Origin of the sequence: Lentibacillus juripiscarius (assembly GCF_042685205.1) — a bacterium.
Lineage (GTDB): Bacteria > Bacillota > Bacilli > Bacillales > Amphibacillaceae > Lentibacillus > Lentibacillus juripiscarius.
On sequence record NZ_JBHUNA010000041.1, the window covers coordinates 20323 to 45870 of the forward strand.

At 45.3% G+C, this 25548-nt stretch carries 28 protein-coding genes and 1 pseudogene; 8 read left to right on the forward strand and 21 right to left on the reverse strand.

Annotated features, from left to right (window positions below):
- Window positions 1-11: 11 nt before the first annotated feature.
- The 9 genes from ACFSUO_RS15575 to hutG all read right to left on the reverse strand — a co-directional run bounded on the left by ACFSUO_RS15575 (window position 12) and on the right by hutG (window position 9481).
- A complete protein-coding gene (locus tag ACFSUO_RS15575; protein ID WP_382395774.1) occupies window positions 12-497 on the reverse strand; it encodes a PaaI family thioesterase in 486 nt (161 codons plus the stop codon).
- 186 nt (window positions 498-683) lie between these two features.
- Window positions 684-1487 carry an SDR family NAD(P)-dependent oxidoreductase gene (locus tag ACFSUO_RS15580; RefSeq protein ID WP_382395776.1) on the reverse strand — a complete coding sequence of 268 codons (804 nt, stop codon included), beginning with the start codon at window positions 1485-1487 and terminating at the stop codon, window positions 684-686.
- 15 nt (window positions 1488-1502) lie between these two features.
- The gene (locus ACFSUO_RS15585; RefSeq protein WP_382395778.1) at window positions 1503-1925 is read right to left on the reverse strand and encodes a MarR family winged helix-turn-helix transcriptional regulator; all 423 of its coding nucleotides are present in this window, start codon (window positions 1923-1925) and stop codon (window positions 1503-1505) included.
- Window positions 1926-1934: 9 nt separating this feature from the next.
- Complete coding sequence (locus tag ACFSUO_RS15590; protein WP_382395780.1) at window positions 1935-2687, reverse strand: SDR family NAD(P)-dependent oxidoreductase; 753 nt, start codon at window positions 2685-2687, stop codon at window positions 1935-1937.
- Between the two features lie 104 nt (window positions 2688-2791).
- On the reverse strand, window positions 2792-3865 hold the full coding sequence (locus ACFSUO_RS15595; protein ID WP_382395782.1) for an AbrB family transcriptional regulator: 1074 nt from the start codon (window positions 3863-3865) through the stop codon (window positions 2792-2794).
- A 179-nt stretch (window positions 3866-4044) separates the two neighbouring features.
- The gene (hutH, locus tag ACFSUO_RS15600; protein ID WP_382395784.1) at window positions 4045-5535 is read right to left on the reverse strand and encodes a histidine ammonia-lyase; all 1491 of its coding nucleotides are present in this window, start codon (window positions 5533-5535) and stop codon (window positions 4045-4047) included.
- The gene (gene hutI, locus ACFSUO_RS15605; protein WP_382395786.1) at window positions 5532-6815 is read right to left on the reverse strand and encodes an imidazolonepropionase; all 1284 of its coding nucleotides are present in this window, start codon (window positions 6813-6815) and stop codon (window positions 5532-5534) included. Before hutI ends, hutH begins: the two co-directional genes overlap by 4 nt.
- A 1-nt stretch (window position 6816) precedes the next feature.
- Complete coding sequence (gene hutU / locus ACFSUO_RS15610) at window positions 6817-8493, reverse strand: urocanate hydratase (protein ID WP_382395788.1); 1677 nt, start codon at window positions 8491-8493, stop codon at window positions 6817-6819.
- 40 nt (window positions 8494-8533) lie between these two features.
- Window positions 8534-9481: a formimidoylglutamase gene (hutG, locus tag ACFSUO_RS15615; RefSeq protein ID WP_382395790.1), complete on the reverse strand. Its 948-nt coding sequence runs from the start codon at window positions 9479-9481 to the stop codon at window positions 8534-8536.
- 136 nt (window positions 9482-9617) lie between these two features.
- On the opposite strand from hutG, the gene ACFSUO_RS15620 reads away from it, so the two are divergent.
- Window positions 9618-10505 carry a LysR family transcriptional regulator gene (locus ACFSUO_RS15620; protein ID WP_382395792.1) on the forward strand — a complete coding sequence of 296 codons (888 nt, stop codon included), beginning with the start codon at window positions 9618-9620 and terminating at the stop codon, window positions 10503-10505.
- Between the two features lie 283 nt (window positions 10506-10788).
- Window positions 10789-11298, forward strand: coding sequence for a YfiT family bacillithiol transferase (locus tag ACFSUO_RS15625; protein WP_382395912.1), 510 nt, complete (start codon window positions 10789-10791; stop codon window positions 11296-11298).
- 125 nt (window positions 11299-11423) lie between these two features.
- Here ACFSUO_RS15625 and ACFSUO_RS15630 read toward each other — a convergent pair whose 3' ends face one another.
- Window positions 11424-12146 carry a 3-ketoacyl-ACP reductase gene (locus ACFSUO_RS15630; protein WP_382395794.1) on the reverse strand — a complete coding sequence of 241 codons (723 nt, stop codon included), beginning with the start codon at window positions 12144-12146 and terminating at the stop codon, window positions 11424-11426.
- A 178-nt stretch (window positions 12147-12324) separates the two neighbouring features.
- On the opposite strand from ACFSUO_RS15630, the gene ACFSUO_RS15635 reads away from it, so the two are divergent.
- Complete coding sequence (locus tag ACFSUO_RS15635; RefSeq protein ID WP_382395796.1) at window positions 12325-13230, forward strand: DnaD domain-containing protein; 906 nt, start codon at window positions 12325-12327, stop codon at window positions 13228-13230.
- Between the two features lie 33 nt (window positions 13231-13263).
- Here ACFSUO_RS15635 and ACFSUO_RS15640 read toward each other — a convergent pair whose 3' ends face one another.
- Window positions 13264-13677, reverse strand: a complete 414-nt coding sequence (locus ACFSUO_RS15640) for a hypothetical protein (protein ID WP_382395798.1) — start codon at window positions 13675-13677, stop codon at window positions 13264-13266.
- A 125-nt stretch (window positions 13678-13802) separates the two neighbouring features.
- On the opposite strand from ACFSUO_RS15640, the gene ACFSUO_RS15645 reads away from it, so the two are divergent.
- Entirely contained in the window at window positions 13803-14447 is a 645-nt protein-coding gene (locus tag ACFSUO_RS15645) for a pentapeptide repeat-containing protein (RefSeq protein WP_382395800.1), read from the forward strand.
- Between the two features lie 132 nt (window positions 14448-14579).
- Here the strand turns inward: ACFSUO_RS15645 and ACFSUO_RS15650 are convergent, their stop codons facing one another.
- Complete coding sequence (locus ACFSUO_RS15650) at window positions 14580-14753, reverse strand: hypothetical protein (RefSeq protein ID WP_382395802.1); 174 nt, start codon at window positions 14751-14753, stop codon at window positions 14580-14582.
- Window positions 14754-14902: 149 nt separating this feature from the next.
- On the opposite strand from ACFSUO_RS15650, the gene ACFSUO_RS15655 reads away from it, so the two are divergent.
- Complete coding sequence (locus ACFSUO_RS15655; protein WP_382395804.1) at window positions 14903-15823, forward strand: SDR family oxidoreductase; 921 nt, start codon at window positions 14903-14905, stop codon at window positions 15821-15823.
- Between the two features lie 126 nt (window positions 15824-15949).
- Here the strand turns inward: ACFSUO_RS15655 and ACFSUO_RS15660 are convergent, their stop codons facing one another.
- From ACFSUO_RS15660 to ACFSUO_RS15695, 8 genes are all read right to left on the reverse strand, one after another.
- Window positions 15950-16081: a hypothetical protein gene (locus ACFSUO_RS15660; RefSeq protein ID WP_382395806.1), complete on the reverse strand. Its 132-nt coding sequence runs from the start codon at window positions 16079-16081 to the stop codon at window positions 15950-15952.
- A gap of 107 nt (window positions 16082-16188) precedes the next feature.
- Window positions 16189-16959, reverse strand: coding sequence for a hypothetical protein (locus ACFSUO_RS15665; protein WP_382395808.1), 771 nt, complete (start codon window positions 16957-16959; stop codon window positions 16189-16191).
- Between the two features lie 102 nt (window positions 16960-17061).
- Window positions 17062-17481 (reverse strand): RDD family protein, encoded by a 420-nt coding sequence (locus ACFSUO_RS15670; RefSeq protein WP_382395810.1) that lies wholly within the window; start codon window positions 17479-17481, stop codon window positions 17062-17064.
- Between the two features lie 47 nt (window positions 17482-17528).
- On the reverse strand, window positions 17529-18146 hold the full coding sequence (locus tag ACFSUO_RS15675) for a hypothetical protein (protein WP_382395812.1): 618 nt from the start codon (window positions 18144-18146) through the stop codon (window positions 17529-17531).
- An 81-nt stretch (window positions 18147-18227) separates the two neighbouring features.
- Window positions 18228-19016, reverse strand: coding sequence for a DUF4181 domain-containing protein (locus tag ACFSUO_RS15680; RefSeq protein WP_382395814.1), 789 nt, complete (start codon window positions 19014-19016; stop codon window positions 18228-18230).
- Window positions 19017-19361: 345 nt separating this feature from the next.
- On the reverse strand, window positions 19362-20870 hold the full coding sequence (locus tag ACFSUO_RS15685) for a flotillin family protein (protein WP_382395816.1): 1509 nt from the start codon (window positions 20868-20870) through the stop codon (window positions 19362-19364).
- A gap of 350 nt (window positions 20871-21220) precedes the next feature.
- On the reverse strand, window positions 21221-22717 hold the full coding sequence (locus ACFSUO_RS15690; RefSeq protein WP_382395818.1) for a potassium/proton antiporter: 1497 nt from the start codon (window positions 22715-22717) through the stop codon (window positions 21221-21223).
- A gap of 225 nt (window positions 22718-22942) precedes the next feature.
- Entirely contained in the window at window positions 22943-23152 is a 210-nt protein-coding gene (locus ACFSUO_RS15695) for a YjzC family protein (RefSeq protein ID WP_382395820.1), read from the reverse strand.
- 170 nt (window positions 23153-23322) lie between these two features.
- Here ACFSUO_RS15695 and ACFSUO_RS15700 point away from each other — a divergent pair, with 170 nt between their 5' ends.
- From ACFSUO_RS15700 to ACFSUO_RS15710, 3 genes are all read left to right on the forward strand, one after another.
- The gene (locus tag ACFSUO_RS15700; protein WP_382395822.1) at window positions 23323-24216 is read left to right on the forward strand and encodes a LysR family transcriptional regulator; all 894 of its coding nucleotides are present in this window, start codon (window positions 23323-23325) and stop codon (window positions 24214-24216) included.
- A gap of 147 nt (window positions 24217-24363) precedes the next feature.
- Window positions 24364-24879: an acyl-CoA thioesterase gene (locus ACFSUO_RS15705; protein WP_382395824.1), complete on the forward strand. Its 516-nt coding sequence runs from the start codon at window positions 24364-24366 to the stop codon at window positions 24877-24879.
- A gap of 11 nt (window positions 24880-24890) precedes the next feature.
- Window positions 24891-25262, forward strand: a complete 372-nt coding sequence (locus ACFSUO_RS15710) for a hypothetical protein (protein WP_382395826.1) — start codon at window positions 24891-24893, stop codon at window positions 25260-25262.
- A 115-nt stretch (window positions 25263-25377) separates the two neighbouring features.
- Here the strand turns inward: ACFSUO_RS15710 and ACFSUO_RS15715 are convergent.
- Window positions 25378-25530, reverse strand: a pseudogene (locus ACFSUO_RS15715) (DJ-1/PfpI family protein); the annotation flags it as partial.
- Window positions 25531-25548 lie beyond the last annotated feature (18 nt).

Sequence of the window (25548 nt, forward strand, 5' to 3'; positions counted from 1 at the left end):
CAGCGCCCTCGCTACTTTTTCGAAGTAAATGAGGCTGGCATTACAGCTGCAGTTACCACAGCCTTGGCACAGACGGTGTCCCCTGCATACACTTCTGTATGAACTTGAAACTTTTTCGGATGAATTTCCTCCGGTACACCGACTGCCCGAAGTGTCACGTCCTGTGGTGTCGGCTTCATGAAATCCACTTGCAATGATGCCGTCACAAATCTAGGTGGCTCCGCTCCATCCCCGGGTTCATGCCCGTTCTTCCGGTGCAGGGCCAACGACGCTGAGCCGGTTCCATGGCAGTCAATCAACGAGGCAATCAAGCCCCCGTACACAAAACCGGGTATCGCCGTATGCTCCGGTTTCGGCGTATACATGGTCAGCGTCTTTCCCCCATCCCAGCCGGTACGAAACTGATAACCATCCTGATTAAGACGTCCGCACCCATAGCAATGGGCAAAATCATCCGGGTAATCATCCTGGATAGCAAGTTCGATTTGATTCGTCATTGTATCTCCCTCCCTTGTAAACACAGTATACCATGATAGCGATTACAACGGTGGTGTCAGCAGGCAGATTGTTTTTTATCGGCACGAGTTACACACGCTTATCTGCCAATTTACCAATGCCGGCGCTCTCCGAATAGAATGTAAAAAGAGCCCGGAATCACCAGTCTCCGGGCTTTGCTCAGGCTATTATTGCTGTTGTTGCATAAACGCATTAAAGTCGGACATGGTTGGATTCCCAATATAGTGCCCGCCTTCAATCTGCAGTGTCTGTCCGGTCATAAACTTCGACTCATCTGAGGCAAGAAATAGCACAGCATTACCAATGTCCTCTGGTTCCCCGTGATAAGGAAGGGCATTGAACTTTTCAAAAATGCCCAACACTTCTTCCGGCATATTATTTTTGGCCGCTGGTGTCAAGATAAGCCCTGGTGCAACCGCATTACAGCGAATATGGTCTTTGCCATATTGTACAGCGATATAGCGGGTCAAATTGACAACTCCGGCTTTAGAAGCACCATATGCCGAGCGAATGGAATCACCAGCAAATCCAGCCATGGAAGCAGTGTTTATGATGGATCCGCCACCATCTTTTTTCATATACGGAATGGCATACCGGCTTCCGAGCAGCACACTTTTTAAATTAACATTCATCAAACGGTCCCATTCTTCCAAGTCCATATTGACGACATCGAGATCTTTTTGCAAATTCGTCAGTCCAACATTATTATAGAGTACATTAAGGGTCCCATACTGCTGAACGGTGAAGTCGACCGCCTCTTTAATTGACTCTTCCTTTGCGGCATCTAAAAACAGACCACTTGCTTCTCCGCCATCCCTCTTGATGCTGGCAGCAGCCTCTTTTGCACCTTCCTCATTAAAATCTCCAATGACTACTTTTGCTCCCTCTTTTGCCAGCAATGTTGCTGCTGAGAGGCCAATTCCCGAAGCACCACCAGTTATCAGTGCAACTTTATCATTTACTCGTCCCATCATTCAGATCTCCCTTCATTTCTCAAGCTGGTTCAGTAATTTTTCATAAATGGTCCGGAATTGCTTAATTTCGTCTTCCGTCAACGTTTCAAATAGATCCTGACGCAATGCTTGTCCTGTTTGCTGGGCGTCCGCAAGTGCTTGCTGCCCCGCTTCGTTAATAGCTAGAAGCACCTTTCGCCGATCCTGTTCATCATATGTTCGGACGGCATATCCCTCATCAATCAGCTTATTCGCAACATTGGTCATCGCACCCGGTGTGTAGCCAAGTTCCCTGGCAACTGCAGATGGCTTACAGGAACCTTTCTGGTGCAGCTGAGATAAGACAAGGATAGAAGAAATGCCAATGTTATGGTTATAGGCTTCATGGAAACGGATGATGGATTCATTGGTAAATCGCTCGACCGATCGGATGAGATAAAAGATAGAATCGTCCATCCAATCACCTCAAAACTTCACAGTGCCGCCGTCCACATTCAGCGTCTGCCCGGTAATATAGTTAGAGTCGTCACTTGCAAGGAACAAAGCGGCACGGCCAATATCTTCTTCCAGTTCACCAAAGCGCTGCATAGGGATTTTGTTTACGACTTCCTGGTAATACTCGGGCTCTTCTTTCGCCCACTGCTGCACGCCTGGTGAGTTGGCAATCGGTGCAATCAGATTGACATTGATGCCGTCCTTGCCAAATTCATTGGCAGCAACCCTGGTAATGGCACGGATTGCTTCTTTTGCCGCAGCATAGGCAGCCTGGCTTGCATGCCCCTGAATCCCTGCGCCTGATGCAAAATTAATGATTTTGCCTTTCGTTTCCCGCAAATGAGGAACCGCTGCCTGCATCAGATAAAACGTCGGATAAAAGCCGGTATTAAATGACAAATCCATGTCTTCCTGCGTTGTCTCCAAGAATGGCTTGTTTTTCGATGCGTGGGCGTTATTGACGAGAATATCAAGCTTTCCGTACTGACTTACAACGTCGCCAACGATCCCTTTTAATTTGTCGTGTTCAGCCAAATTGGCCTGAATGAAGGACGACTCCGGCTGATATTGCTGCAGTTCCTTGACAACTTCCTGACCAGCTTCTTCATTCAAGTCCACAATGACCACGTTGGCGCCTTCTTTGACAAAAGCCATCGCCATGCCTTTGCCGATGCCTCCTGCGCCACCAGTAATAATCGCTGTTTTATCCTGCAATCTGCCCATATAACTCACTCCTTGATTAGATTCTATATTTATTTTAACACTAAAATATTCAATGGTTAAATGCCGAATAATGAATAACTGTATACACGGACTGGCAACATCAGTTACCGCTTGCCGTTGTACCTGCCTGCCAGCCATTTGAAGAAAAACGGGACAAACAACATAATGACGAGCAGCCGGAAAAGCTGATAACTAGTCACGACGGAAACATTCCCACCAACGGCCGCAGCTGTCAGCCCCATTTCCACCATGCCGCCTGGTGCGGTGCTGAGAAAGGCCGTACTGTAGGTCAGTTTATACAAAGCAGCCAGGCCATAGCCAAGCCCGAATCCGAATAGGACTAGAACAACAATTGTCACAAATGTATACACCATTATTTTTTTCCAGTTTGGCAGTTCCCGTGGTTTCATTTGCAGGCCGATATGCACGCCAATAAACAGCTGGGCAAGGTCAATGAAACTGACAGGCAGTGCCGGGGCAGGGAGCCCTGTGACATTCAGCACAATCGTCAGCACCATCGGGCCGAGCAATAATGCAGCCGGTACCCGCAGCCGACCAAATAACCAAGCACCAGCGACCATAAGCAGCGGGTATAGCACATAGGTGTATACCGGAAGTCTTAGCCAGCCCGCACCTGAGCCACTATCACCCGCAGCTGAAGCCATAGCACCGGGGTCGCCACCAACCAGATAGACCGTTACAATCGGCACCGCAATAACAATCACCATCACACGCATCGTCTGCAGAAACGTGATAATGGTCGGGTTCAGCCCTTTTATTTCATCAAGCAGCGCCATAATTTGGGACAGCCCCCCAGGCACACTCCCAATCATACAGCTCGGCAAATCAAGTCCCGTCAATTTGGAAAAGACGGCTCCCATCAATAAACTGAACATGATGGTCAGTACCGTTACCGCTATCATCGACGGAACATGGTCCCCCATCTCCACCAGTGTTTCTTTTGTAAACGATGTACCAATCAAATAACCGAGCAGCACCATGGCAATTTTCCGGAACAAAAACGGCCAGTGCAACTCCCGCTGTGTACTGACGCTCCACACCGCCACGGTTACGAGTGAACCGATAAGCCATGGGAGCGGAATATGTATTAGAGAAAAAATCGCAACGCCTACCAGCGCTACCAGTAGTGTCTCCAAAAACGCACGCCACTTAAACACCTTGTTCATCTCCTCTGTGAATGTACCCTGCTGAATAACAAAGAACCATCATGGTGATGGTTCTTTGCCATATTATAGAGGAAAAGATAGGATTTGTTAAAATTGCTCCATCGGTAAATAAGATTATATATAGAAAAACATGATTCACTGAAACAAGTTAACGAACATACCATTTTTCGTCATGCATGCTTGCTAAACGGGGTTAAAACTTCTTCAACTGCTTTTATATCTTTAGAAAAAACACGGTCATTTGTTATACTCGGAACAACATCCCGAAGTTTTTCCCATAACTCTTGTAATTTAGGAGCTGATTTTTCAGATCCTTTGTATCCAACCGCCTGTAACGCACAAATACATTCAATCGAAAGGACTTTGCGGGAATTTTGTACAATTGATCCCGCGTGTCTAGCGGCAGTCGTACCCATACTTACATGGTCCTCTTGGTTTGCTGATGAAGGAATGGAATCGACGCTTGCAGGGTGTGCTAATGTTTTATTTTCCGAAACCAAAGATGCTGCGGTATATTGCATGATCATTGCGCCTGATTGCAAACCGGGTTTGGGACTTAAGAACGGAGGCAGATCATTAAGCTGCGGGTTAACTAACCGTTCAACACGGCGCTCAGATATATTTGCCAGTTCTGCTATAGCAATTTTTAAGAAGTCCATTGCAAAAGCTATTGGCTGACCGTGAAAATTACCTCCAGATATAACCAAGTTACCGTCATCAAAAATAAGCGGGTTATCCGTAGCGGCATTCGCTTCAATTTCCAGTTTCTCTTTTACATAATCAAGCGTTTGCCATGTTGCACCATGAACTTGTGGAATACAACGAATCGAATAGGCATCCTGAACACGTTTTTCGCCTTGTCGTGTAATTAATTGGCTGCCTTCCAGCCAATCGTTCATTCTTTCTGCCACTTGTTCCTGTTGCTTAAATCCTCTTGCTTGATGAACAACCGGATGAAATGCATCAATGATACCTTCCAGTCCCTCCGTGGTTAGTGCTGCAATCCACTCACTGTCATATGCAAGTTGCTCGGCTTCTATATAGTTAATAACACCCATTGCAGTCATAGCTTGCGTACCATTAATCAGTGCCAAGCCTTCCTTCGCCTTTAATGTTATTGGTTCAACGGCTTTCGCATCTAACACTTGTTTGGCATCGACCGGTTGACCATCATCAAAAACGCTTCCTTCTCCAATTAATACAAGTGCCAAGTGTGCCAGGGGGGCTAAGTCTCCTGACGCCCCCAATGATCCTTGCTGCGGAATAACCGGATGAACCTGTCTGTTGATCAGTTCTTTCAACAGTTCAACCACGTCTGAGCGAACTCCTGAATATCCTTTTAAAAGAGCATTAAGCCGAAGTACCATCATTGCTCTTGAAACTACTTCCGGAAAAAAGTCACCAACACCACATGCATGCGAGCGTATTAAGTTAAGCTGCAAATCCTCCACGTCTTCTTCATTGATAATGACGTCACTGAATTTGCCGAAGCCAGTGTTAATCCCATACACTGTTTTTTTATTGGATACAATTGCTTCAACAGCCAGCCGGCTATTTTGAACATCATGCATACTCTTTTCCGAAATTATAACTTCTTCCATGTCAATACAGATTCTTTTTAATTGATCTATCGTTAGTGAATGACCCATTAATTCAATCATTTACTATTCCTCCCACGGTGAAGTCCAACTACTAGCTCCCCTCCCTTAACTACGCCATCAACATGATTCATCCCATAGTTGTACGACAGCATCAGATAGTTCGGCACATCAAATATAGCTATGTCAGCCTGTTTTCCTACCTCCAGGCTGCCGATTGTGTCAGCGCGGCCGATGGCATGGGCTGCATTAATCGTTGTTGCGGTCAATACTTCTTCCGGTGTCATGCCCATCTTCAGGCAGCCCAGATTCATGATGAACTGCAGGGACAGTGTCGGCGATGAGCCTGGATTGGCGTCGGTGGACAGTGCGACAGGCACACCGCCGTCGATCATTTTCCGTGCATTGGCATATTCCGCCATCAGGAAAAACGCCGTTCCCGGAAGCAGAACACCCATCACATCGTTAGCAGCCATTTTGCGAATGCCTTCGTCAGACGCCTTCAAAAGATGATCGGCTGAAATGGCACCGACTTCTGCAGCCAGCTCAGCACCGCCATATGGTTCAATTTCATCAGCATGGATTTTTGGAGTAAGCCCGTATTCCTTACCGGCTTCCAATATCCGTCTTGACTGGTCCGGTGTGAAAACGCCACGCTCGCAGAATACATCGTTAAAGTCGGCAAGCTTTCGCCGGGCCACTTCCGGAATCATCTCTTCAATCACCCGGCTGACAAATGGTTCCGGGTTATCCCGCTCATCAACAGGAACAGCATGCGCACCCATAAACGTGGAGACGATATCCATGGCATGATCCTTGTTCAGCTTAGCGGCGACTTCCAATTGCTTCAATTCATGCTCAAGGGACAGGCCATAACCGCTTTTGGCCTCCACCGTTGTTACTCCGTACTGAAAAAAGGTATCGAGACGCTGCTTTGACTCCTCATACAGCTGGTCAAAATCGGCCTCCCGTGTCGCGCGAGTTGTCGCATGGATGCCGCCCCCGGCATTCATAATCTCCATATATGACTTACCTTTCAGCCGCATCGCATACTCATTTTCCCTGGTCCCGGCATGAACAAGATGGGTGTGCGGATCAATCAGGCCAGGTGTAACGGTTTTCCCTGTGGCATCCAGCACCTCAGCTTCGGCTAGCACGTTTCCATATTCTTGTGTAAGCTCTTCCAGTGTGCCCACTGCCAAAATTCTTCCATCCTGAATAAGCACACTGCCATGTTCAATGATGTTCAATTCCTGCATGGCTTTCTGTCTGGCCGGCTTCTCTGTATGGCCGGCCATCGTCACTACCTGTGCAGCATTTTTTATATGAAGTGTTTTTCCCATGTTAAGCCTCTCCTTTGTTGTTCAGCATTGGAATTTGGACGCCTTTATCGCGTGCGGTCTCCTCTGCCAGTTCATAACCTGCATCCACATGCCGTGCGACTCCCATGCCTGGGTCAGTCGTCAGCACCCGCTCCAGCCGCGCTTCTGCGTCTTTTGAGCCGTCTGCAACAATGACCATTCCAGCGTGCAGCGAGTAACCCATGCCGACACCGCCGCCATGGTGGACACTCACCCAGCTGGCTCCGCCGACACTGTTAATTAGGGCGTTCAAAATCGGCCAGTCGGCTACCGCATCACTGCCGTCTTTCATGCCTTCTGTTTCACGATTTGGTGATGCGACCGACCCGGAATCTAGATGGTCACGGCCGATTACAATTGGTGCTTTCAATTCACCACTTGCAACCATGTCATTGATGATTTTGCCGAACCGGGCGCGCTCCCCGTAGCCGAGCCAGCAGATTCGTGACGGCAGCCCTTGAAAGCTGATTTTTTCCCGGGCCATACGGATCCAGTTGCAAAGGGATTCATTATAGCTGAACTCCCGCAAAATTACTTCATCGGTCTTATAAATATCTTCTGGATCACCAGACAGCGCCACCCAGCGGAACGGTCCTTTGCCTTCGCAAAATTGTGGCCGGATATATGCCGGCACAAAGCCAGGAAAATCAAACGCGTTATTGACGCCTTCATCTTTGGCAACCTGGCGAATGTTGTTACCATAATCAAACGTAATGGCGCCTTTTTGCTGCATCGTTAGCATCGCCTCCACGTGCCGGGCAATGCTCTTGCGTGACAGTGTTGTATAATTTGCTGGATTCTTCTTCCGTAATTCCGCGCCCGCCTCCAATGTCATTTCAGCCGGAACATAGCCATTTTTCGGGTCATGAGCTGATGTCTGATCGGTAAGCACATCAGGGATAAACCCTTTTTCAATCATGCCCGGCAGCAGTTCTGCTGCATTGCCGAGCAGCCCGATCGAGAGTGCCTTGCCCGCGTTACGTGCTTCCCGTGCCAGTCGCAGCGCGTGGTCCAAATCATCTGCCTGTGTGTCGAGATACTTGGTCTCCAGACGTCGGTCAATCCGGTGCTGATCAACTTCCACGGCAATGCAGACACCGTCATTCAGCGTGACTGCGAGCGGCTGTGCACCGCCCATGCCGCCAAGCCCAGCTGTCAGTGTAATGGTGCCTTTCAAACTGCCGCCAAAATGCTGTCGCGCACACTCCGCGAATGTTTCATACGTTCCCTGGACGATGCCCTGGCTGCCAATGTAAATCCAGCTGCCCGCTGTCATCTGGCCGTACATCATCAGTCCTTTCTGATCAAGCTCATTGAATTGATCCCAATTTGCCCATGCCGGAACCAGGTTGGAATTGGCAATTAACACTTTCGGCGCATCCTTGTGCGTCCGGAATACCGCGACCGGTTTACCGGACTGCACGAGGAGTGTCTCGTCATTTTCGAGCCGCTTCAGTTCCCGAACAATTACCCCAAAGCTTTCCCAGTTCCGAGCTGCTTTTCCAATGCCACCATACACAACCAGCTCATCCGGGTTTTCCGCTACGTCCGGATTCAGGTTATTGTGCAGCATTCGAAGTGCCGCTTCCTGCAGCCACCCTTTCGTATTTAATTCTGTTCCGTGGTATTGCTCGACCGGTCCTTTTGTTTTTTCCGCCATGTCATCATCTCCCCCTTTCATATATAAAACGCTTTCAAATTTATTTACGAAACGCCCGCATTGTTTCGGCAACCAGATTGGCAGCGAGTCTGACTGTTTTGTCGCTTTCATCCACAAGCGGGTTCACTTCCGAAATATCAAAACTGATTACATTGCTTTTTCCCGCCACATAGGTTAATAGTCTTTTCACTGTTTTCGGGTCCAACCCCAATGGTGACGGTGCACTCACGCCCGGTGCTGCAGATGCTGTAATCGAGTCGGTGCAAAGTGTCATGATTACTGCATCATGCCGTTTCGAAAAGTCATCAATCACCGCAAACGTATCTTGGAATTCATTCGATGCGATATCTTTTTCCAAAATATACTCACAACCTAATTTCCGGGCGATCGCAAACAATGCCTGTGTATTGCCGAACTCCTGAATACCAAGGCACAAATAGCCGGCTTTATCATCCTTCTCCAAAATCTGCCTGAACATCGTGCCGGACGATGGCTCCGGATCATGCCGCATATCAAAATGCGCATCAATGTTGATGATTCCTATCGTTTTGTCAGGACCGATATATTCCCTTGCACCAAGATAATGGCCGTACAATGTTTCATGTCCGCCACCGAGGATGATTGGCGTTGTCCTTTTGCTCAACATTTTTGATACATGCCGGCCCAGTTCCGCCTGTGCTTCCTCAAGTGCATGCCCCTCGCAGCATACATTACCGGTGTCAACTGGCACGATACCCTTATCCAGGTTATACGGCAGTTTTGCTAATTGTTGCCGAATTGCATCAGGCCCCCGTGCTGCACCTCGTCGGCCTTTATTCCTTCTGACACCTTCATCACTGGCGAATCCAACAATGCCAAACGCATGTTTATTTGCCTCCAGTTCATCCAAATTCTTCACCGAAACGACCTGATGAAAACGAAAACCAGCCGGATCGGAGGCATCATCAACTCTGCCAGTCCAAAGCTGTTGATCTGTCGTCTCAAACATAACAAACACCTCAATTGATATGCCTTTATATTTCTGAAAATAATAACTTTGGTTAATATTATAATTTAACTATGGTATAATGACCAATACTTATTACTTATGTTTCGATAGATTTTATCTATGGGGGGGACCTGGATTGGAATTCCGCCAGCTGCTCTACTTCATCACGCTTGCCGATGAGAAAAATTACACCCGCGCCGCCAGCACTCTGCATATCGCACAGCCTTCTCTAAGTGCTGCTATCAAGAAGCTTGAACAGGAATTGGAATTGTCCCTAATGGACCGATCTTCCCGCGGGTTCCGCCTGACCAGTGAAGGAGAAATTCTTTATCAGGAAGCAAAAAAACTGATCCATCACTATGAGCATGTCTCATTTGAAATGGACCGGCTCAAGCAGCAGGGACCGCTCGAACTGTCCATCGGCCTGATTGAGTCATCGATGTTTTTCGTCTCGGGCATTCTCACCCAATTCAAGCAGGAGTACAACGATGTGCGCATTCGCCTGCTGGAAACGCTGAGCCTTTCCGATGTCGAGCAGGCGCTGAACAATTTCGATATCCATCTAGCTATCACCAATCAGTACATACACAAAGACGATATCGAAACCATTCCCATTTATGAAGAACGTCTAGTTGCGCTGCTTCCGCCGGGCCATAGGCTTAACGAACAGAAGACACTGGCTATCTGTGATTTGGACGGGGAAAATTTTATTGTCTGCAAGGAAGGGTTTCAGACACGGCGGGATATCCTGAATGCTTTCAGCAAATCGGGCATCAAGCCTAACATCCAGTTTGAAATTGAGCGTTTCGAAACAGGCTCAAGCCTTGTCGAAGACGGTCTCGGCATTACCGTTGTGCCGGAAAACTATATTCGTTATGCCAACAACGCCCGCTGCACCAGCAAAGCAATTGAAGGGGCAGGCATTTCACGCACTGTTTATCTTGCGTATGACAAAAACCGCTATCTGCCGCCGATTGTGGAGCGATTTATGGAGTTGGTGAAAGCGTCTTTCCGGGCAGATTGACTTTTGTCCTAAAAATAGGGACCAGGAACGGATAGAGTGTTATTATGAAGCAAAAATTATTTTAGCTACAAACAGGCAATGTCCTGCCTGTTTCCTGTTATTATCTTTTTGACGCTTTTCAGTTGTAATAAAAGAATTTATTAGTAACTCTTCATAAGGTTCATGATTTAACAAGAGAAATTGGAGATAAAAATAATTGGCTTGTTATAACGAAGCCGATTAGCTATATTAAACGCTAATACGGAAATATAATGAAATAAAGAACAGGAAGAGGCGATTGAAAATGGATGTAAGATACCCAATTGGTAAATTACAAGTTCCCGAAAAGGTAACATTTGATACTATTCAAGAATGGTTAAGGCAAATCGAAACGTACACGATTCGATTAAGAGAAACGGTTGACTCATTAAGTGATGAGGAATTAAGCAAAACTTACCGTGATGGTAGCTGGACAGTTCGCGGGCTTGTTCATCATATTGCTGACTCTCAGTTGAATATGTATCAACGTTTGAAGCTGGCTTTAACAGACGAGAGACCAACAGTACCACCTTTTGACGAAGAAAAGTGGGCTATTCAACCGGATACAGAGCTTCCCGTAGATTGTTCTATAAAAATGTTGGAAGGTATAAATGAACGCATCGTGTCTTTAGGTCAGCGTTTAAATGAAGAGCAATTGGATCGAACTTTTGTTCATCAGATAACTGGTAACATAACAGTTGCAACAAAGATTGCAAAATTAGCTTGGCATGAAGAGCATCACTTAGCCCATATAAAAATCGCATTATCAAAATAGCATAATATGTAAGGAATTGGCTTATCAAAACTTGATAAGACAATTGTTTGAAATGGGGAAAGAAAACACTTTAAAAACGCTCAGAATATATCTGAGCGTTTTTGTTTGCTGCTTATATTGTTCATTTAAAACGGATTCGTCGCCCACTGCAGTGATTGTTTGATAAAAATGCGCGGATGCAATTTCAGCTGGGACACCATGTATTCGGCCATATCCTCCGGCTGCATATATTTCTCTTTATCATTCTTTTCGGGGTCATCGCCATACATCATTTCCGTTGCTACCATGCTCGGATTCAATGTGAACACACGGATATTATGCGGCCGAACTTCCTGCATAAGTGCCTCAGACATTCCTTGAACAGCGAATTTGGACGCACTGTACGATGTCGATCCGGCTGTTCCTTTCAGCCCGTTACTGGACGAAATAGTGATGATATCCCCTTGATCTTTTTCAATCATCTGCGGTAGAACAGCCCGAGTGACATGGTATGTGCCAAAAACATTCACTTCGAGTGTGTGCTTCCAGTCTTTCGGATCAAGGTCCAGAAAACTTCCTTTCAAACCGATTCCAGCATTGTTGATAAGAATATCAGCGGGGCCAACGTTTTGTCGGAGTTCGGAAACGGCCTGCTCCACTTTATCCATATCGGCAATATCACAGACGGCATAACTTGCTTGCACACCCTGTGCTTCAACTTCCTCCGCTACAGTCTGCAGTTTGCTCTCCGTCCGGGCAATCAACCCAACATGGACACCTTCACGCGCCAATTCAAGTGCCGTCGCTCTTCCAATCCCACTCCCGGCGCCAGTTATGTACGCTACTTTTCCTTGTATATCCTGTCCCATTCCAAACCACTCCTTATCAAAATATTCCTATTGTTCACTTTAAAGTTTCCTGAAATGATATTCAATCATGACGGCTCAGCAACAAAAAACATTAGAAAACTTTTTCTTTTGATGACACTTTTCGCTCTCCGCAAACGATTATAGCTATGAACCACTATATTGAAGGAGGAACATACATATGAACTATATTAAACAGATTAACGTGTTTTACAGTCAGCTTGAGATTCGCCCGCTGTCGCCATCTGCCATTTCCCTCTGGCACGCACTCATGCACATCAACAACAAAGCAGGCTGGAAAGAAACGTTTACCGTTGCGGGAATGGTTCTGCGCCTAAAATCCGGTCTGAACGAAAGCTCCTTTAAACGTGCCCGAAGTGAACTAAAGAAAAATGGCTGCATTACATACATACCAGGCCGGGGAAACCAAGCTCCAAGCTATCAGCTCACCTGCCTTTGCTCCACAATGGACCACAGTGCAAACGGGTTTGCGGACGGAAGAAGTGACCACGTTATGAACCACACGACGGACCACAATGCGGACCACGCAACGGACCAGATGATGGCCCACACTTCGGACCACTTTACGGACCATGGCACGGACTACACGGCGGACCTTGCCGCGGCCCCATTAGTTAAACAGAAACATAAAAAGAAACATAAACAAAAACCAAATGAAACAACTGCAGAAGCTATTATTTTTTACGAGAAACAGATTGGGGCCGTGCCACCATTAATCAGAAATTCCATCATGAATTGGATTGACGATGTTGGCGACCTGCTCGTCCTAGAAGCGATGAAACGGGCATGGAAGCGCAACAAACCAAGCTGGAAATATATCCGGGGTATTTTGCAAGCATGGGTAAATGCCGGCATTCAGACCGTAGAGGCAGCCCAGGCTGAGGAAATGGTGTTTCACCACAAGCAGACATCCTTCCGCAAAAATGCAGCACCCGAAGAAGTAATTCCTGACTGGTTCAAGAAGCGGAAAAAGAATCCGTCAAAGCAAAAGACACAAGTGCCTACACCAGAAGAAACAGCAGAAACCGAGCGGCTGCTCACCCATTTTCGAGCAAAAACCAAGTAAATGCAGTGGTTATCTTTTTTTCTTGCCCTATGGTTATGGCGACGGGGTGGATGTCTGGTGGGTGGGCACGGGGTGATTTTCTTTGGCATTCGGTTGATTCTCGCCACAAACCGGGTGATTTTCCCTGCCATTCGGTTGATTCTCGCCACAAACCGGTTGATTTTCTCTGCCATTCGGTTGATTCTTGCCCAGACCGGTTGATTTTCTCTGGCATCCGGTTGATTCTTGCCGCAAACCGGTTGATTTTCCCCGACGTCCGGTTGATTCTCGGCGCAAACCGGTTGATTCTCCCTGGCATCCGGTTGATTCTTGCCACAAACCGGTTGATTCTCCCTGGCATTCAGTCGATTCTCGCCCAAAACGGTTGATTTCCCCCGACGTCCAGTTGATTCTCGCCCAAACCGGTTGATTTCCCCCGGCATCCGGTTGATTCTTGCCACAAAACACGATAACCCAGCAACGGCAAAAGTTTCTAATTCACAAAATCTGCCACTGCAATCCCGGCAATCATAACAAACTGCTGTACGACAGCCCCAGTATCGCCTATAATTTGGACAAAAGGGGGAAACACCATGGCTAAGAAACAACGACACATCCAAAAGCCGGATTTGCCGGAACAGCTGGAAAAGATGACCTTAAACGAACTTACCGATGAGGACTTTTGTGAAATGGGATCCATTCAAGAAACAGCCAGTAGTCCTGTACAGGCCGAACGCGTTCGATTCGATCAGATGCATTTTCAGAATGTGCGTTTGAACGATGCTGCACTGCCTTTTTCCCACTGGCTTGATGTCCTGTTCGAAAACTGCGACCTTTCCGGCGCTAGACTGCAGGGTGCACGGTTTAATCGTGTCGAGTTCAGAAATTGTAAACTGGCTGGAGCTGACCTGGACCGGGCCATCATGCAGGATGTCACATGGACAGGCTGCGAGGCCCCGTATCTCTTGTGCAATGAGAGTGAGCTCCGGGATGTCTATTTTGACCACTGTTTAATAAAAGGCGCCAACTTCATACATGCGTCCGCTGACCATTTGCAGCTGGGCACATCAGATATTGACGATGTCCAGTTTTCCGGCACTTCATTAGCCAATGTGGATTTGAGCCGCTGTACGTTCACGCAAATCCACCTTAATGAAGCAGACTTGCGTGGTTCCGTCATCGCACCAGAGCAGGCAGCCGGTTTTATTGGGTTATTTGGAATAAATGTCAAAGATTAATAGAGGGTGATTCGTTATTCCTCTTCCCTAACACTAAAACCGTTTGTAAAACTCGGCGGCCGCCTCCTCTTATAGCAAATGCTGAAGCGTTTCTTACATGGTCATCCATAAATTTTGACGTTACAAGAATTATCAAATAACCGGATAGTACGGTTCATATCGTGGATGAGTATAGTACGGCGGCCTCGGTCCAATTATCGGAACAGACCATGTAGAAGGGTTCTCATCATACAGCATCTCTGTTTTCCCTTCCGCACGGTCAATCAGTAAATAGTTCACTTCGGGATTGTAGTAGTAAGCAAACATAACACTATTTTCCTTTCCTTATTTGACTTGGTACTTCCCAGTCTATTCATTTTTGTGCATCACGAGCCTGTATCACCAGGCACAACAGCCGCCTATTTGGCATAACGTAATCCTGCACATAATACTTTGACAGGAGGCCAAATCAGTTTATGTCTGAAAACAATAACCCAAACAAGCAACCGTATCCGTTATATCCCAATTACGGAAAAATCACACGCTATGAAGATATTGCCCTCACGGTTCCCGAGCAACGCCAGTACCGGCAGCCTGGAATAGAACGGCTCATGGTGCCACAACCGATTGTGGAAAACCCCAATGAAAATGGAAGCGGAAAATTACAGGGAAAAGTTGCCCTCATCACAGGTGGTGACAGCGGAATGGGGGCCGCAGCTGCGATTGCATTTGCCAAAGAAGGAGCAGACGTTGCAATTGCCTACCTGGATGAGCATGAAGATGCCAACCGGACAAAGCAGCGTGTAGAAGAACTGGGCAAGCGCTGTCTGCTGCTACCGGGTGATCTCCGTGAAAAACAGCAGTGCATTGCCATCGTCGAAAAGACCGTGGAAACATTTGGCGAGCTGCATATCCTGTGTAACCATGTCGGCATTCAATTCCAGCAGTTAAGTCTTGAAGATATTACTGACGAGCAATTCGATGATACGTTTAAAGTGAATATCTACTCGCACTTCTACACAACCCGTGCAGCTCTCGCCTATTTGGAAGCAGGCAGTTCCATCATCAACACCACCTCTGTCGTTGCATTTGAGGGAAATGACCAGTTAATTGATTACACCGCGACAAAAGGGGCCAACGTTGGCTTCACCCGTGCCCTCGCCAACAGTCTTGTGGAAAAAGGAATCCGCGTTAATGCCATCGCCCCCGGCCGCATTTGGACACCCCTCATTCCGGCAAGCTTTTCTGCTGACCAAATACCACTGGCTCCCAACCCGATGGATCGTCAGGGACAGCCATTTGAAGTGGCCCCAACGTTTGTCTACCTGGCCTCTGATGATTCACGCTTTGTCACCGGGCAGGTGCTGCATGTGAATGGCGGCCAGGTGCTTGCTTAAGAACTGGATTGGCGTGATTGCTACGAGGGTGAATCACGCCATTAGTTCATTAGTCCAAGAAGACATTCGCGAAAATGGCTTGCTAGGAAAATGAGAACTATACTACTACCGATACCAAGCAAACCATTAGCTCCAATGCTTGAAGATGCTGACTATTCCTCTTGCCACCAATTTAATAGATTCAATCAAAAGTTCAGGAACGTAGGAAAGCACTTCAAGCAGCCAATCCCATTTCCTTTTCTTTTTGTTTCTTGTCACCTGCTTACCCCCTACTGTTATTTCAACAGTGCCGGCAACCCATTCGTTGAAATGTTACCAGCATTATCGATATCCCTATAATTTGCTCGCACCCGTCAGAAACGTGCCTAACTATCATAGTACGGAGGCGTTTCATCCCATTTCAAATCACGGGCAGTTAAAGAATGCCGGTCAACCTCATATGTGATTTCATACGAGCCTCTTTCCTTACCTTTCTGCCATGTTTCCGTTAAGGTCACCAAATATGTTTCACTCCCGATTTCCTCTGCAGAAGTTTCCCGCACAACATGATAACCATCAATGGTCTCTTCCCTTTTGCCAATTTCTTCAGAGAATAAATCAGCAGCGGTCCCATTACTTTCCGTTACGCGCTCGACAGCATCCTGTGCTGTAAACGGCGGCAAAGGTTCCGATATCCATTGGAAATAACCCCAGAACAAGCCGCAAACGAGGATTGGAACCAGATAAAAGGGCCACAACCTTTCTCGTTTCTTCATTCTTCTGTACAGCCATTTATCAATGAACGCATAGAAAACAGCAGCCGCCATGCCATACAGTGCCAGCCGCGGATCCTGAAATAACAAACCATTTGCTGAGCCAAAGATGCCGTGCAATAAAATATAAATCCAGGCCCTCCTGATAAACCCTTTTTGCTGCAAAAATTCAATTCCAGCAGAAACAAAATTCCCATAAATCAAGATAATGGCACCTGCGTAAACACCGTATACTGATAGCCAGCCTAAGAAATTGGCTCCCAATTCATAAGCTGGTTCCTGCTTTGTGGTATTTACCGTCAGGAAAGCAAGAATTATTGAAGTAACAATTGTTACAATAAACGTTGCGGTTATTTTTCTTTTTAAAAGATTTCCGATATCCATGAAATCACCCTAAGATAAAACAGTGACGAAAGTTTCCCTCTGATTATTAAGCTATTGGCAAAAATGATTTGTTAGTATCAGCTCGTTGAATAAAACACCTCCCTAGTTGTTCTGCCTGACATACGTGCCGCCGATGAAGTCGTGAATTGCTCTGTTATCGCTTCTGAAGATTATCATGAAAACACTTACGACATTCGATATCCCTATTGTTACATACGCTAAAAGAAACTTCCCCAAAACTTCTCTTAAAACCATATTCTTCAACGTTAATTCGCCACCATCCATACGGTTGACATTAATTTTAAAAAGACGTTTGCCAATTATGTAACCACTCCATAACAGGGGCACCAATGTTAAATACAACGTGTAACTGACGTGCCAACCCCAGCTTCTGGTCCAGTCAAATGATATATCATCGCCCATTACCCAGAAGATTACCAGCGTGGCAGGCACAGTTAAAATCAAAAAATCAAATAAGTCTGCCATTAATCTGACACCGAAACGTGCGGGTTTACGCTTCATTGCTTTTTCACTCCTTACCTGGCGTGATGCCGCATACCTATTGTTATTTAGCCAGAGACTTCTTCTCTCTTTTCTGTTTTCAATTTCAGCAGCAGTACTGTTTTGTCATTTTTTATCATCTGTTCCAGTTCGTTTTCCTTCTGAAAATCATAAAGCTTGATGGAACCTTTTTCTGATGCCCGCCGATATACGGCCAATATATTGGTTTTTCCCAGTTCCAATTCTACTTTTCCATCACCTATGGCATATCCTCCTGATCTGGGCAAATTCGTATTAATACTTTGCTTTATTTTCTTAGGTTTTTGGGATACTCCAGGTGCATACAGAAAAATGGATGAATGTTCGTTGTCGGGATTAATGATGCCAAACCCAAGATGCCCTTCTTTAACCTTTTTAGGACTCAACCCATAGGAAATTTGAGTCAAAGGCTGAGGATCCTTTTGTCCGTCACGGTATCTTTCCACCCACATGCGGACCCATCTTTTATCCGCATCAGGCAGGTAAAAATTGAAATCATACAATACTCCAATACCTAAGTCTTTAAACGTTGTTTCATAAGTTGAATTCGGATTTGCCGTGATTGTCGCAACCTGATTATTTGCGTTCGTACACCCGGCACCTAGAAGCAGCAAAATGACCATAGATATTACACTGTATAGTTTCAAGGAATTCACCCCTTTAAGATCAACACATCGTTCCGGGATATCAACGGATGATGGTCAAACATCAACACATCCACCTTCTCGTTAATCTGTCCCCGGCGTGCTCCAATCTATCTTATCACTTTTCACCAGTGACTCGATGGTTTGTAAATGATCGGTCTCACTGACAATTCTGTATCGGCTGGCGCGGCCTTCTGAAATACTTATGTAATGGTTACCGACATAAACAACAAGGTCCTCGGTCTTATAATAATCTTCCGCCTTCTTGTTCTTCGTAACAATGCTTATATAGTATTTTCTTTCCTCTAAGAAACCGTCATCTTTCTTTAGTTCCATTTCCGAAAAATCCTGTAAGATACGATCAATCGTTTCATCATCGTTGATAGTCGCACGCTTCTTTATCGTCTCCGCCATTCCGGCGTTGTTCAACTCATTAACTCGAATCGAAATGCGTCTGATTTCCGTTTCTTCATGGAGCTGATCCGAAACGACTTCCTGAAACGTCGTATACTTCATCAAGTCACTGATGAAAAAGATTGCCAGAACGCCAATAACACTCATGGCCATTAACATAAGTGGAATTAAAAATTGTTTTGACCCTTTTAAATACTTCCACTCCATGAATGACTGAATGCCGTAAATCACAATCAGTGTGCACACTAAAAGCCACATGACCGCAAAATGATTGTCTAAACCGATTACCGTTCCCATAATGGCAAGACTGATGAAAACACATAAAAAAATGATCCAACGGTGATGTTTCTCCCCATCTGTTTCAGAAATCTTTTTTCTTCTCTCACCAAACAGCCATCTACTTAATGAAAAATTCAATATAGCAAGACAAATAGTCAAAAGCATAAACGTTGGTATCACCAAATCCCCCCTTCCCCTCTTGTTGACCCTATAGATATTTGTGCATTCAGAATGTTAATATTTGGCGACGGGTTGATATTTTCTGTAAACCGGTTGATTTTCCATGTAAGGCGGTTGATATCCCGCCGCGACCGGTTGATATCCACCGCTAACCAGTTAATATCCTTTTAAACCGGTTGATATTTCCGTGTGCTCTGTCATCCCCCCCAAGGCAACACCTTCAACATGGCAACACAACGAACTTTGAAAAAAGCAGGCGCCATTTCCCGGGAAATAGCGCCTGCTTGCTGTCTGATCGACTCACACGGACATCGGGCTCACCACTAGCTAACCCCGGAAATCCGTTCATGTGTTGTCACGATCGGTGTTCGCTTCCTTTCCGGAAACACCCTCGTCTGTTGATGATGCCGCCTCGCTTGGGCCTTGGGCTGCTGAGGCCTCTTGATAATACTTTTGCTTTTGAGAACCGAAGTGATCAGCGTTACCCCGGGATACATAGCTTTCCAGCATTGCCTTCAGGTCCATGCCAGTCGTTTCTTTCAGAGATTCCTGAATGCCGAGCATCGTTGACGTTACGTTGTTGGCCACTTTTGATGAGCCACCCTGTGAGTCACTGCCACCCATGTCAATCACTTTCAAATCTTGAATTTGAGAAATTGGGGCAGCCACTTTTTCAGCATACTCCGGCAAGACGTTGATGAGCATTTCGACAATAGCGGCCTCGCCGTATTTCTCCATCGCCTCGGCCATGCGTTCTTTGGATTCGGCTTCGGCAATACCCCGCTGACGGATAACCTCTGCTTCGGACTCACCTTTGATGCGTTCTTTTTCTGCATCTGCTTCAGCCGCTTTCGTCGTTTTATAGGCTTCCGCATCAGCAATCGAGCGGCGGCGTTTGTTTTCTTCTTCCTCCAGTTCAACCGCGCGCTGCTTCTCGATGTATTGCACTTTCAATTCCTCATCTTTTACCTGCTGGGCTAGTTTTTGCCGTTCGAGTTCACCCGCTTGTTCCGCATTCGCTTTGGCCCGGTTCGTTTCTTTCTGGAATTCAGCTTCCTTGATGTCTTTTTCCTTCTTGGACTGGGCGACCGCAGTCAGGCGCCGATTCTCTTCATCCTGTGCTTCCTGATCATTTTGCGCCTGATAAATGCGTGTTTCCTTTTCCGCATCAGATTCAGCCTGATTAGCTACCTTCTGCACTTCCGCAATGTGCGGACGACCCAGTGCATCAATATAGCCATTTTCGGTGTCGACGTCTTCTACATCATTCAGCGCAAACGATGTGATTTCAAAGCCCATGCCTTTAAGGTCTGCCTCAGCAATCTTCTTCACCTGCGTATTGACTTCCTTAAAATCGTTATAGATTTTTTCAATCGAAAGTGAGGCAATAATCGCACGCAAATGTCCGTTTAAGACATCCCTTAATTCGGATTCACGTTCGTTTTGCTTTTTCCCGAGAAATTTCTCAGCAAAGTTGGCCATAATTTCCAGTTCGCTGCCAATACTGATGACGGCCGTACTGACCACTCGTACCGGAATCCCTTCCTTGGTGTACGCTTTTTCTGAATCGACCTGCAACTGGAAGGATGTCAGATCAATCGGTGTCGCCGTCTGAAACATGCGCAGACGATACCCACCGCCGCGAATGATCTTAACCGAGCGCCCATTCTCATCCTGGAATACATTCCGTTCTTGCTCCGGATCACCAAGCTTCGGTCCAGTGACAATGAGCGCTTCATTCGAGCTAGCAGTTTTATAGCGAAGTCTGAAGATAATAAATGCGATTATCCCGACAACTAGCGCTACAACACCAATGATTGCCAATATCATTAAAATTAGTGCGTCTTGAAACATATTAAAAACCCACTCCCTCATAAAATTTGTGAATCCACCCATCGGCCAAAAGCACCGCACCTATGTAGAATGGTTCTATCGTACTATACGATTACTCCCCCGTAAAGTTTCAATATTTGTTTAATTCATCTTAAAATAACTATTATATTTGGGTGGCAAATCTTTCGTTCAGGTGAATTTGAACCCCACTATACTACCCTTATTCAATTGCGATACCATGTAGAATCAGAAAAAGGAGGGACAGGTTTATTGAACCTGCTTACCCTCCTTATTTTACGAAACAGTCCCCATTATCTTGGGAGCCGTAATTTTTTGTTTGCTAAACCATCATACTTGAGGATATCCATAAGTCACATTCTCATCCTGCCAAATAATCCTTTCTTCTTTGGCTTTTCCTTCTTTTTTTTCTTCCCTAAAAAGACCTCTCTGACTTTATGCCGTTTTTCTTTCTCACTAAGCACAAATAACGTATCACCGGCTTCAATCGAGGTATCCCCGCTCGGGGTGATTAAATCTTCGTCCCTGACAATGCCAATAACCAATGTATCACTTGGCAGAGTAATGTCCGTCAGCGTTGAATGAACGGCCGGTGCCGCTTTACCAATTGGCAGTTTAATAATCTCAGAATTCGTATTGCCCAGGTTAATCATTTCGAAACCGCTTGGGTCAAAATCATCGCCTTCTTCTGTCAAGCCTAACTTCGATGCCAGCGGAGACAACGTACTGCCTTGGACAAGCGCAGAAATAAGCACCACGAAAAAGACCGCGTTAAAGATCACATAAGCATGTTCGACATCCGCTATAATTGGATAAGTAGCCAAAACAATTGGAACCGCACCTTTCAGCCCTGTCCAGGATAGAAAGATCTGTTCTTTTACATTGTGTTTGAAAAAAACCATACATAAAACAGTTGCGATAGGTCTGGCAATGAACATAAGAATGATGGATAGAAGAATCCCTTGCCAGCCAACTTCTATTAAATCACTTGGGAAGACGAGCAGACCAAGGAAGATGAACATGATGATCTGCATCATCCACGCAAACCCTTCATTAAAACGGACAATCGAGAATTTATGCATTAAATCACTATTTCCAATTAGAATCGCCATCACATAAACAGCCAAAAATCCACTTCCGCCTAAATAGTCGGTCACACCATATGTTAAAATAGCGCTTCCCAACGCCAAAAGCGGATACATACCGGATACGTCCAGCTGGATTTTATTAATTAACAGCACACTTAATCTGCCAAACACCAGCCCAAAGACTAGACCGAATCCCATTTGAACAAAAAAGCCGCCAACAGCCATCCAAATGGTGCTGTCCGGAACTTGAATCATTTCAATGAATGCCACCGTTAAAAAGACCGCCATCGGATCGTTCGTCCCGGATTCAGCCTCCAATGTAGCCGTCAGCCTTTTATTAATATTTTTATTCCCTAAAACAGAGAAAACCGCTGCAGCGTCCGTTGATCCAACAATCGCCCCAAACAACATCCCTTCCAGCATACTCAGGTTAAGGATATAAATAGCCGCAAATCCGGTAATTACAGAGGTTATTAATACCCCGACAGTCGCTAATATACCCGCTGGAGCAAGTACCGGACGCATTTTATTCCACTTAGTCTGTGTACCACCCTCAAATAGAATGATAATAAGCGCCAATATACCAATAAACTGGGTAAGCTCCACATTCTCAAAGTAAATAATTTCATTGAGCAGCATTCCGACAAACAGGAATAAAACAAGCGAAGGCAACCCTAAACGAGCTGAGAATTTCGTCGTAAGCACGCCAACAAGAAGCATCAATGCAAATAATAGTACAAATGAAGTAACGTCAGTACTCATGTAGCAAATCCTTTCAAGATTATTCTCTCTTTATTTTACCGTTTTTCGTGGTTGATAACAAAAATTGCGACCCTTACAAAAAACTCATACTTTCTGACGTTGAAACAAAAAGACAGCTGTCCTTCCTAAGTTTGGACGGCTGTCTTTAGACTTTTTTGTATTATCGCGGCTTGTGCTGGCGTTTTATCCAGCAGCCTGTTCGCTTAAAAATACTGCACTATTCTGTTATTGTTGGCGTCCCTGCACGCCTGGCTTCGACAAATCCCGTTTATTCACCCAAACACGATCCTGGTTTTCAGGTTTTGGGAATTTTTCTCCGGCTTCCATCTCAATTTGCTGTGGTTCCTCTACATTACTGCCTGTTTCCCCTACTTCAATATAAACGCCACTGTTTGGCGCCTTGTCACCGGAAATAAATCGTGATTGTTCACCCATGAGTATCACTCCTTCCACATTTATTTTTATTTTGGCTGATATCCCAAATACTATAACCGTTATGAGGAAAAAACCGCATATCTCGAAACGCAGCCCAGAACCGGCGGTAAATGTATTTTTTTGTCAGCATGTTATGATACTAAGGTAAATCATTAAAGTGGGTGACCTGCTTGGATATTAAACATTTGCATTATTTTTTAGAAGTAAGCCATACCGAAAGTTTCACACAAGCAGCTGAGAACCTTTATATTACACAGTCGGCACTCAGCCGTGTTATCAAGACATTAGAAGATGACTTGGGGGTTCCGCTGTTTCACCGGTCAAAAAGGAAAGTAACACTGACGGAAGCTGGGACAGTACTGCAGAAACACGCATTAACGATTAAACAGCAAATGACAGAACTGGAAAAGGAAATGGATCAACTACGCACATTAAAAACGGGGCATATTCGGATTGGTTTGCCGACGGTTGTCAACTCCTTTTTCTTTTCACAATTAATTGCCGACTTTCATCAGGACTACCCGGGAGTTACGTTTAATTTAGAAGAAAATGGATCAAAAGTTATTGAGGAAAAAGTTTGGAACGGGATGCTGGACTGTGGTGTTGTTGTTTTGAATGATCATCCAACCGTGGATTACTACACTTTTATTGAGGACCAATTACACCTTGTTGTTTCAAGTGAGCACCCCCTGTCGTTAAAATCACAAGTACAATTAAAAGACGTAAAAGAAGAGTCGTTTATCATGTTTAATCAGGACTTCGAGTCAAGAAACATTATTATTCAAGCGTGTAAAAGGCAAGGGTTCGAACCTAAAATTGTTTCTGAAACGTCGCAAATTGATTTTTTGGAGGAAATGGTCGCAACCAATTTGGGAATAACACTCTTACCCGAAACGACAAGCCGAAACTTCACGAAGGATATAAGCGTGATTCCTGTAACACACCCACGTCTTGACTGGAATTTAGCCTTTATATGGAAAAAAGATGCCAACTTGTCATTAATCAGCAAGCAACAATTTATTTCATTTACCAAAAATAAATTAATACAACACAAACAGACCTAATTCTGGAAGGCTCAAGATTAGGTCTGTACTCGTTTTCATGCATTAGCCTTATCCTAACCATACTGAATCGGAATTGTACTTTACCCATTAGTCGGGATTATAATTTTGTATGTGCTGTTGATAGAGAAACGTTCGAGGTGAAACGAAATGGAATCTAAATTAATGAAAGATACACGGGTAGTACAAACCGACCAAGTATTAATAAATGACCTAAATAATTATCACTCCCTGTTTGGCGGAGTCTTAATGAAGAAAATGGATGCATGTGCAACATTGGCAGCCAGAAGGCATTCACGTATCAAAGAATGTGTGACAGCATCAACGGACTCCGTTCACTTTATAACGCCAATTCGTCAGTCAGATTCAGTATGTATTGAAGCATTCGTCACCTATACCGGAAAAAGTTCAATGGAGATTTTCTGTAAAGTCATTGCCGAAGAACTTGAAACAGGTGAAAGACGAATTGCCGCAACAGCATTTTTAACGTTTGTTGCAATCGGACCTGACAAAAAACCAGCCCAGGTACCAAAGGTGATACCAGAAACGGATGAAGAAATATATCTTTATGAAACCAGCAGTGAACGCGTAGAAATAAAAGAGTTAAAAAGACAGCAAAATAAAGACTTGATTTCTTCATTATCAATCGAAAAACCATGGGATTAAGGAGAGGTAGTATGCTTATTTCAGCAACCATTCATGAGCTGCAAAATGTCAGGCATGCCATCGAAAACCTGAAAGAAAATGAACCTGTACAATATCAGCAATTTAAAAATATCATTAGCCTTACACGTCAGTTGCAATACAGCTTTCAATATTTAGGCTGTTTAGTTATGGATGACGACCCAAGCGAGTTTGAGCAACATGTACAAAACGGTTACGTGCTGTCCATATACAAAAGCGAAATAAAAAAGTTAAAAGAACATCAACGTATGGACGCGGTACAAAAGCTGTTGGCAAACTATAAGGATGTAAGCTATGATCGCATCTGTAAGTTGGCTTTAGGAGAAGAACCGGAAATGTTAATAGGACCAATGGTTGTAAAGTGAAGGATTAGGTGCTGAAGAAGCATGCTCGCCAATGTTGCGTAAAAACTGTTATCGTAAACTTTAAAAAAGATGGCCCTAGTTTAGGCTGTCCCCTTGAAGAACAATACAACGCATTTACCTGTCTGACAAACTCCTTCATCACTCCCGGCAAATCTGGCCAAGCGTGTCCGGATACCAGATTGCCATCGGTGTGGAGGGGTCCCCCAATGTAAGTCGAGCCCGCCGCTTCCACTTCCGATTTGCAGGCAATATAGGCCGTCATTTTGCGTCATTAAAAAATTATAAT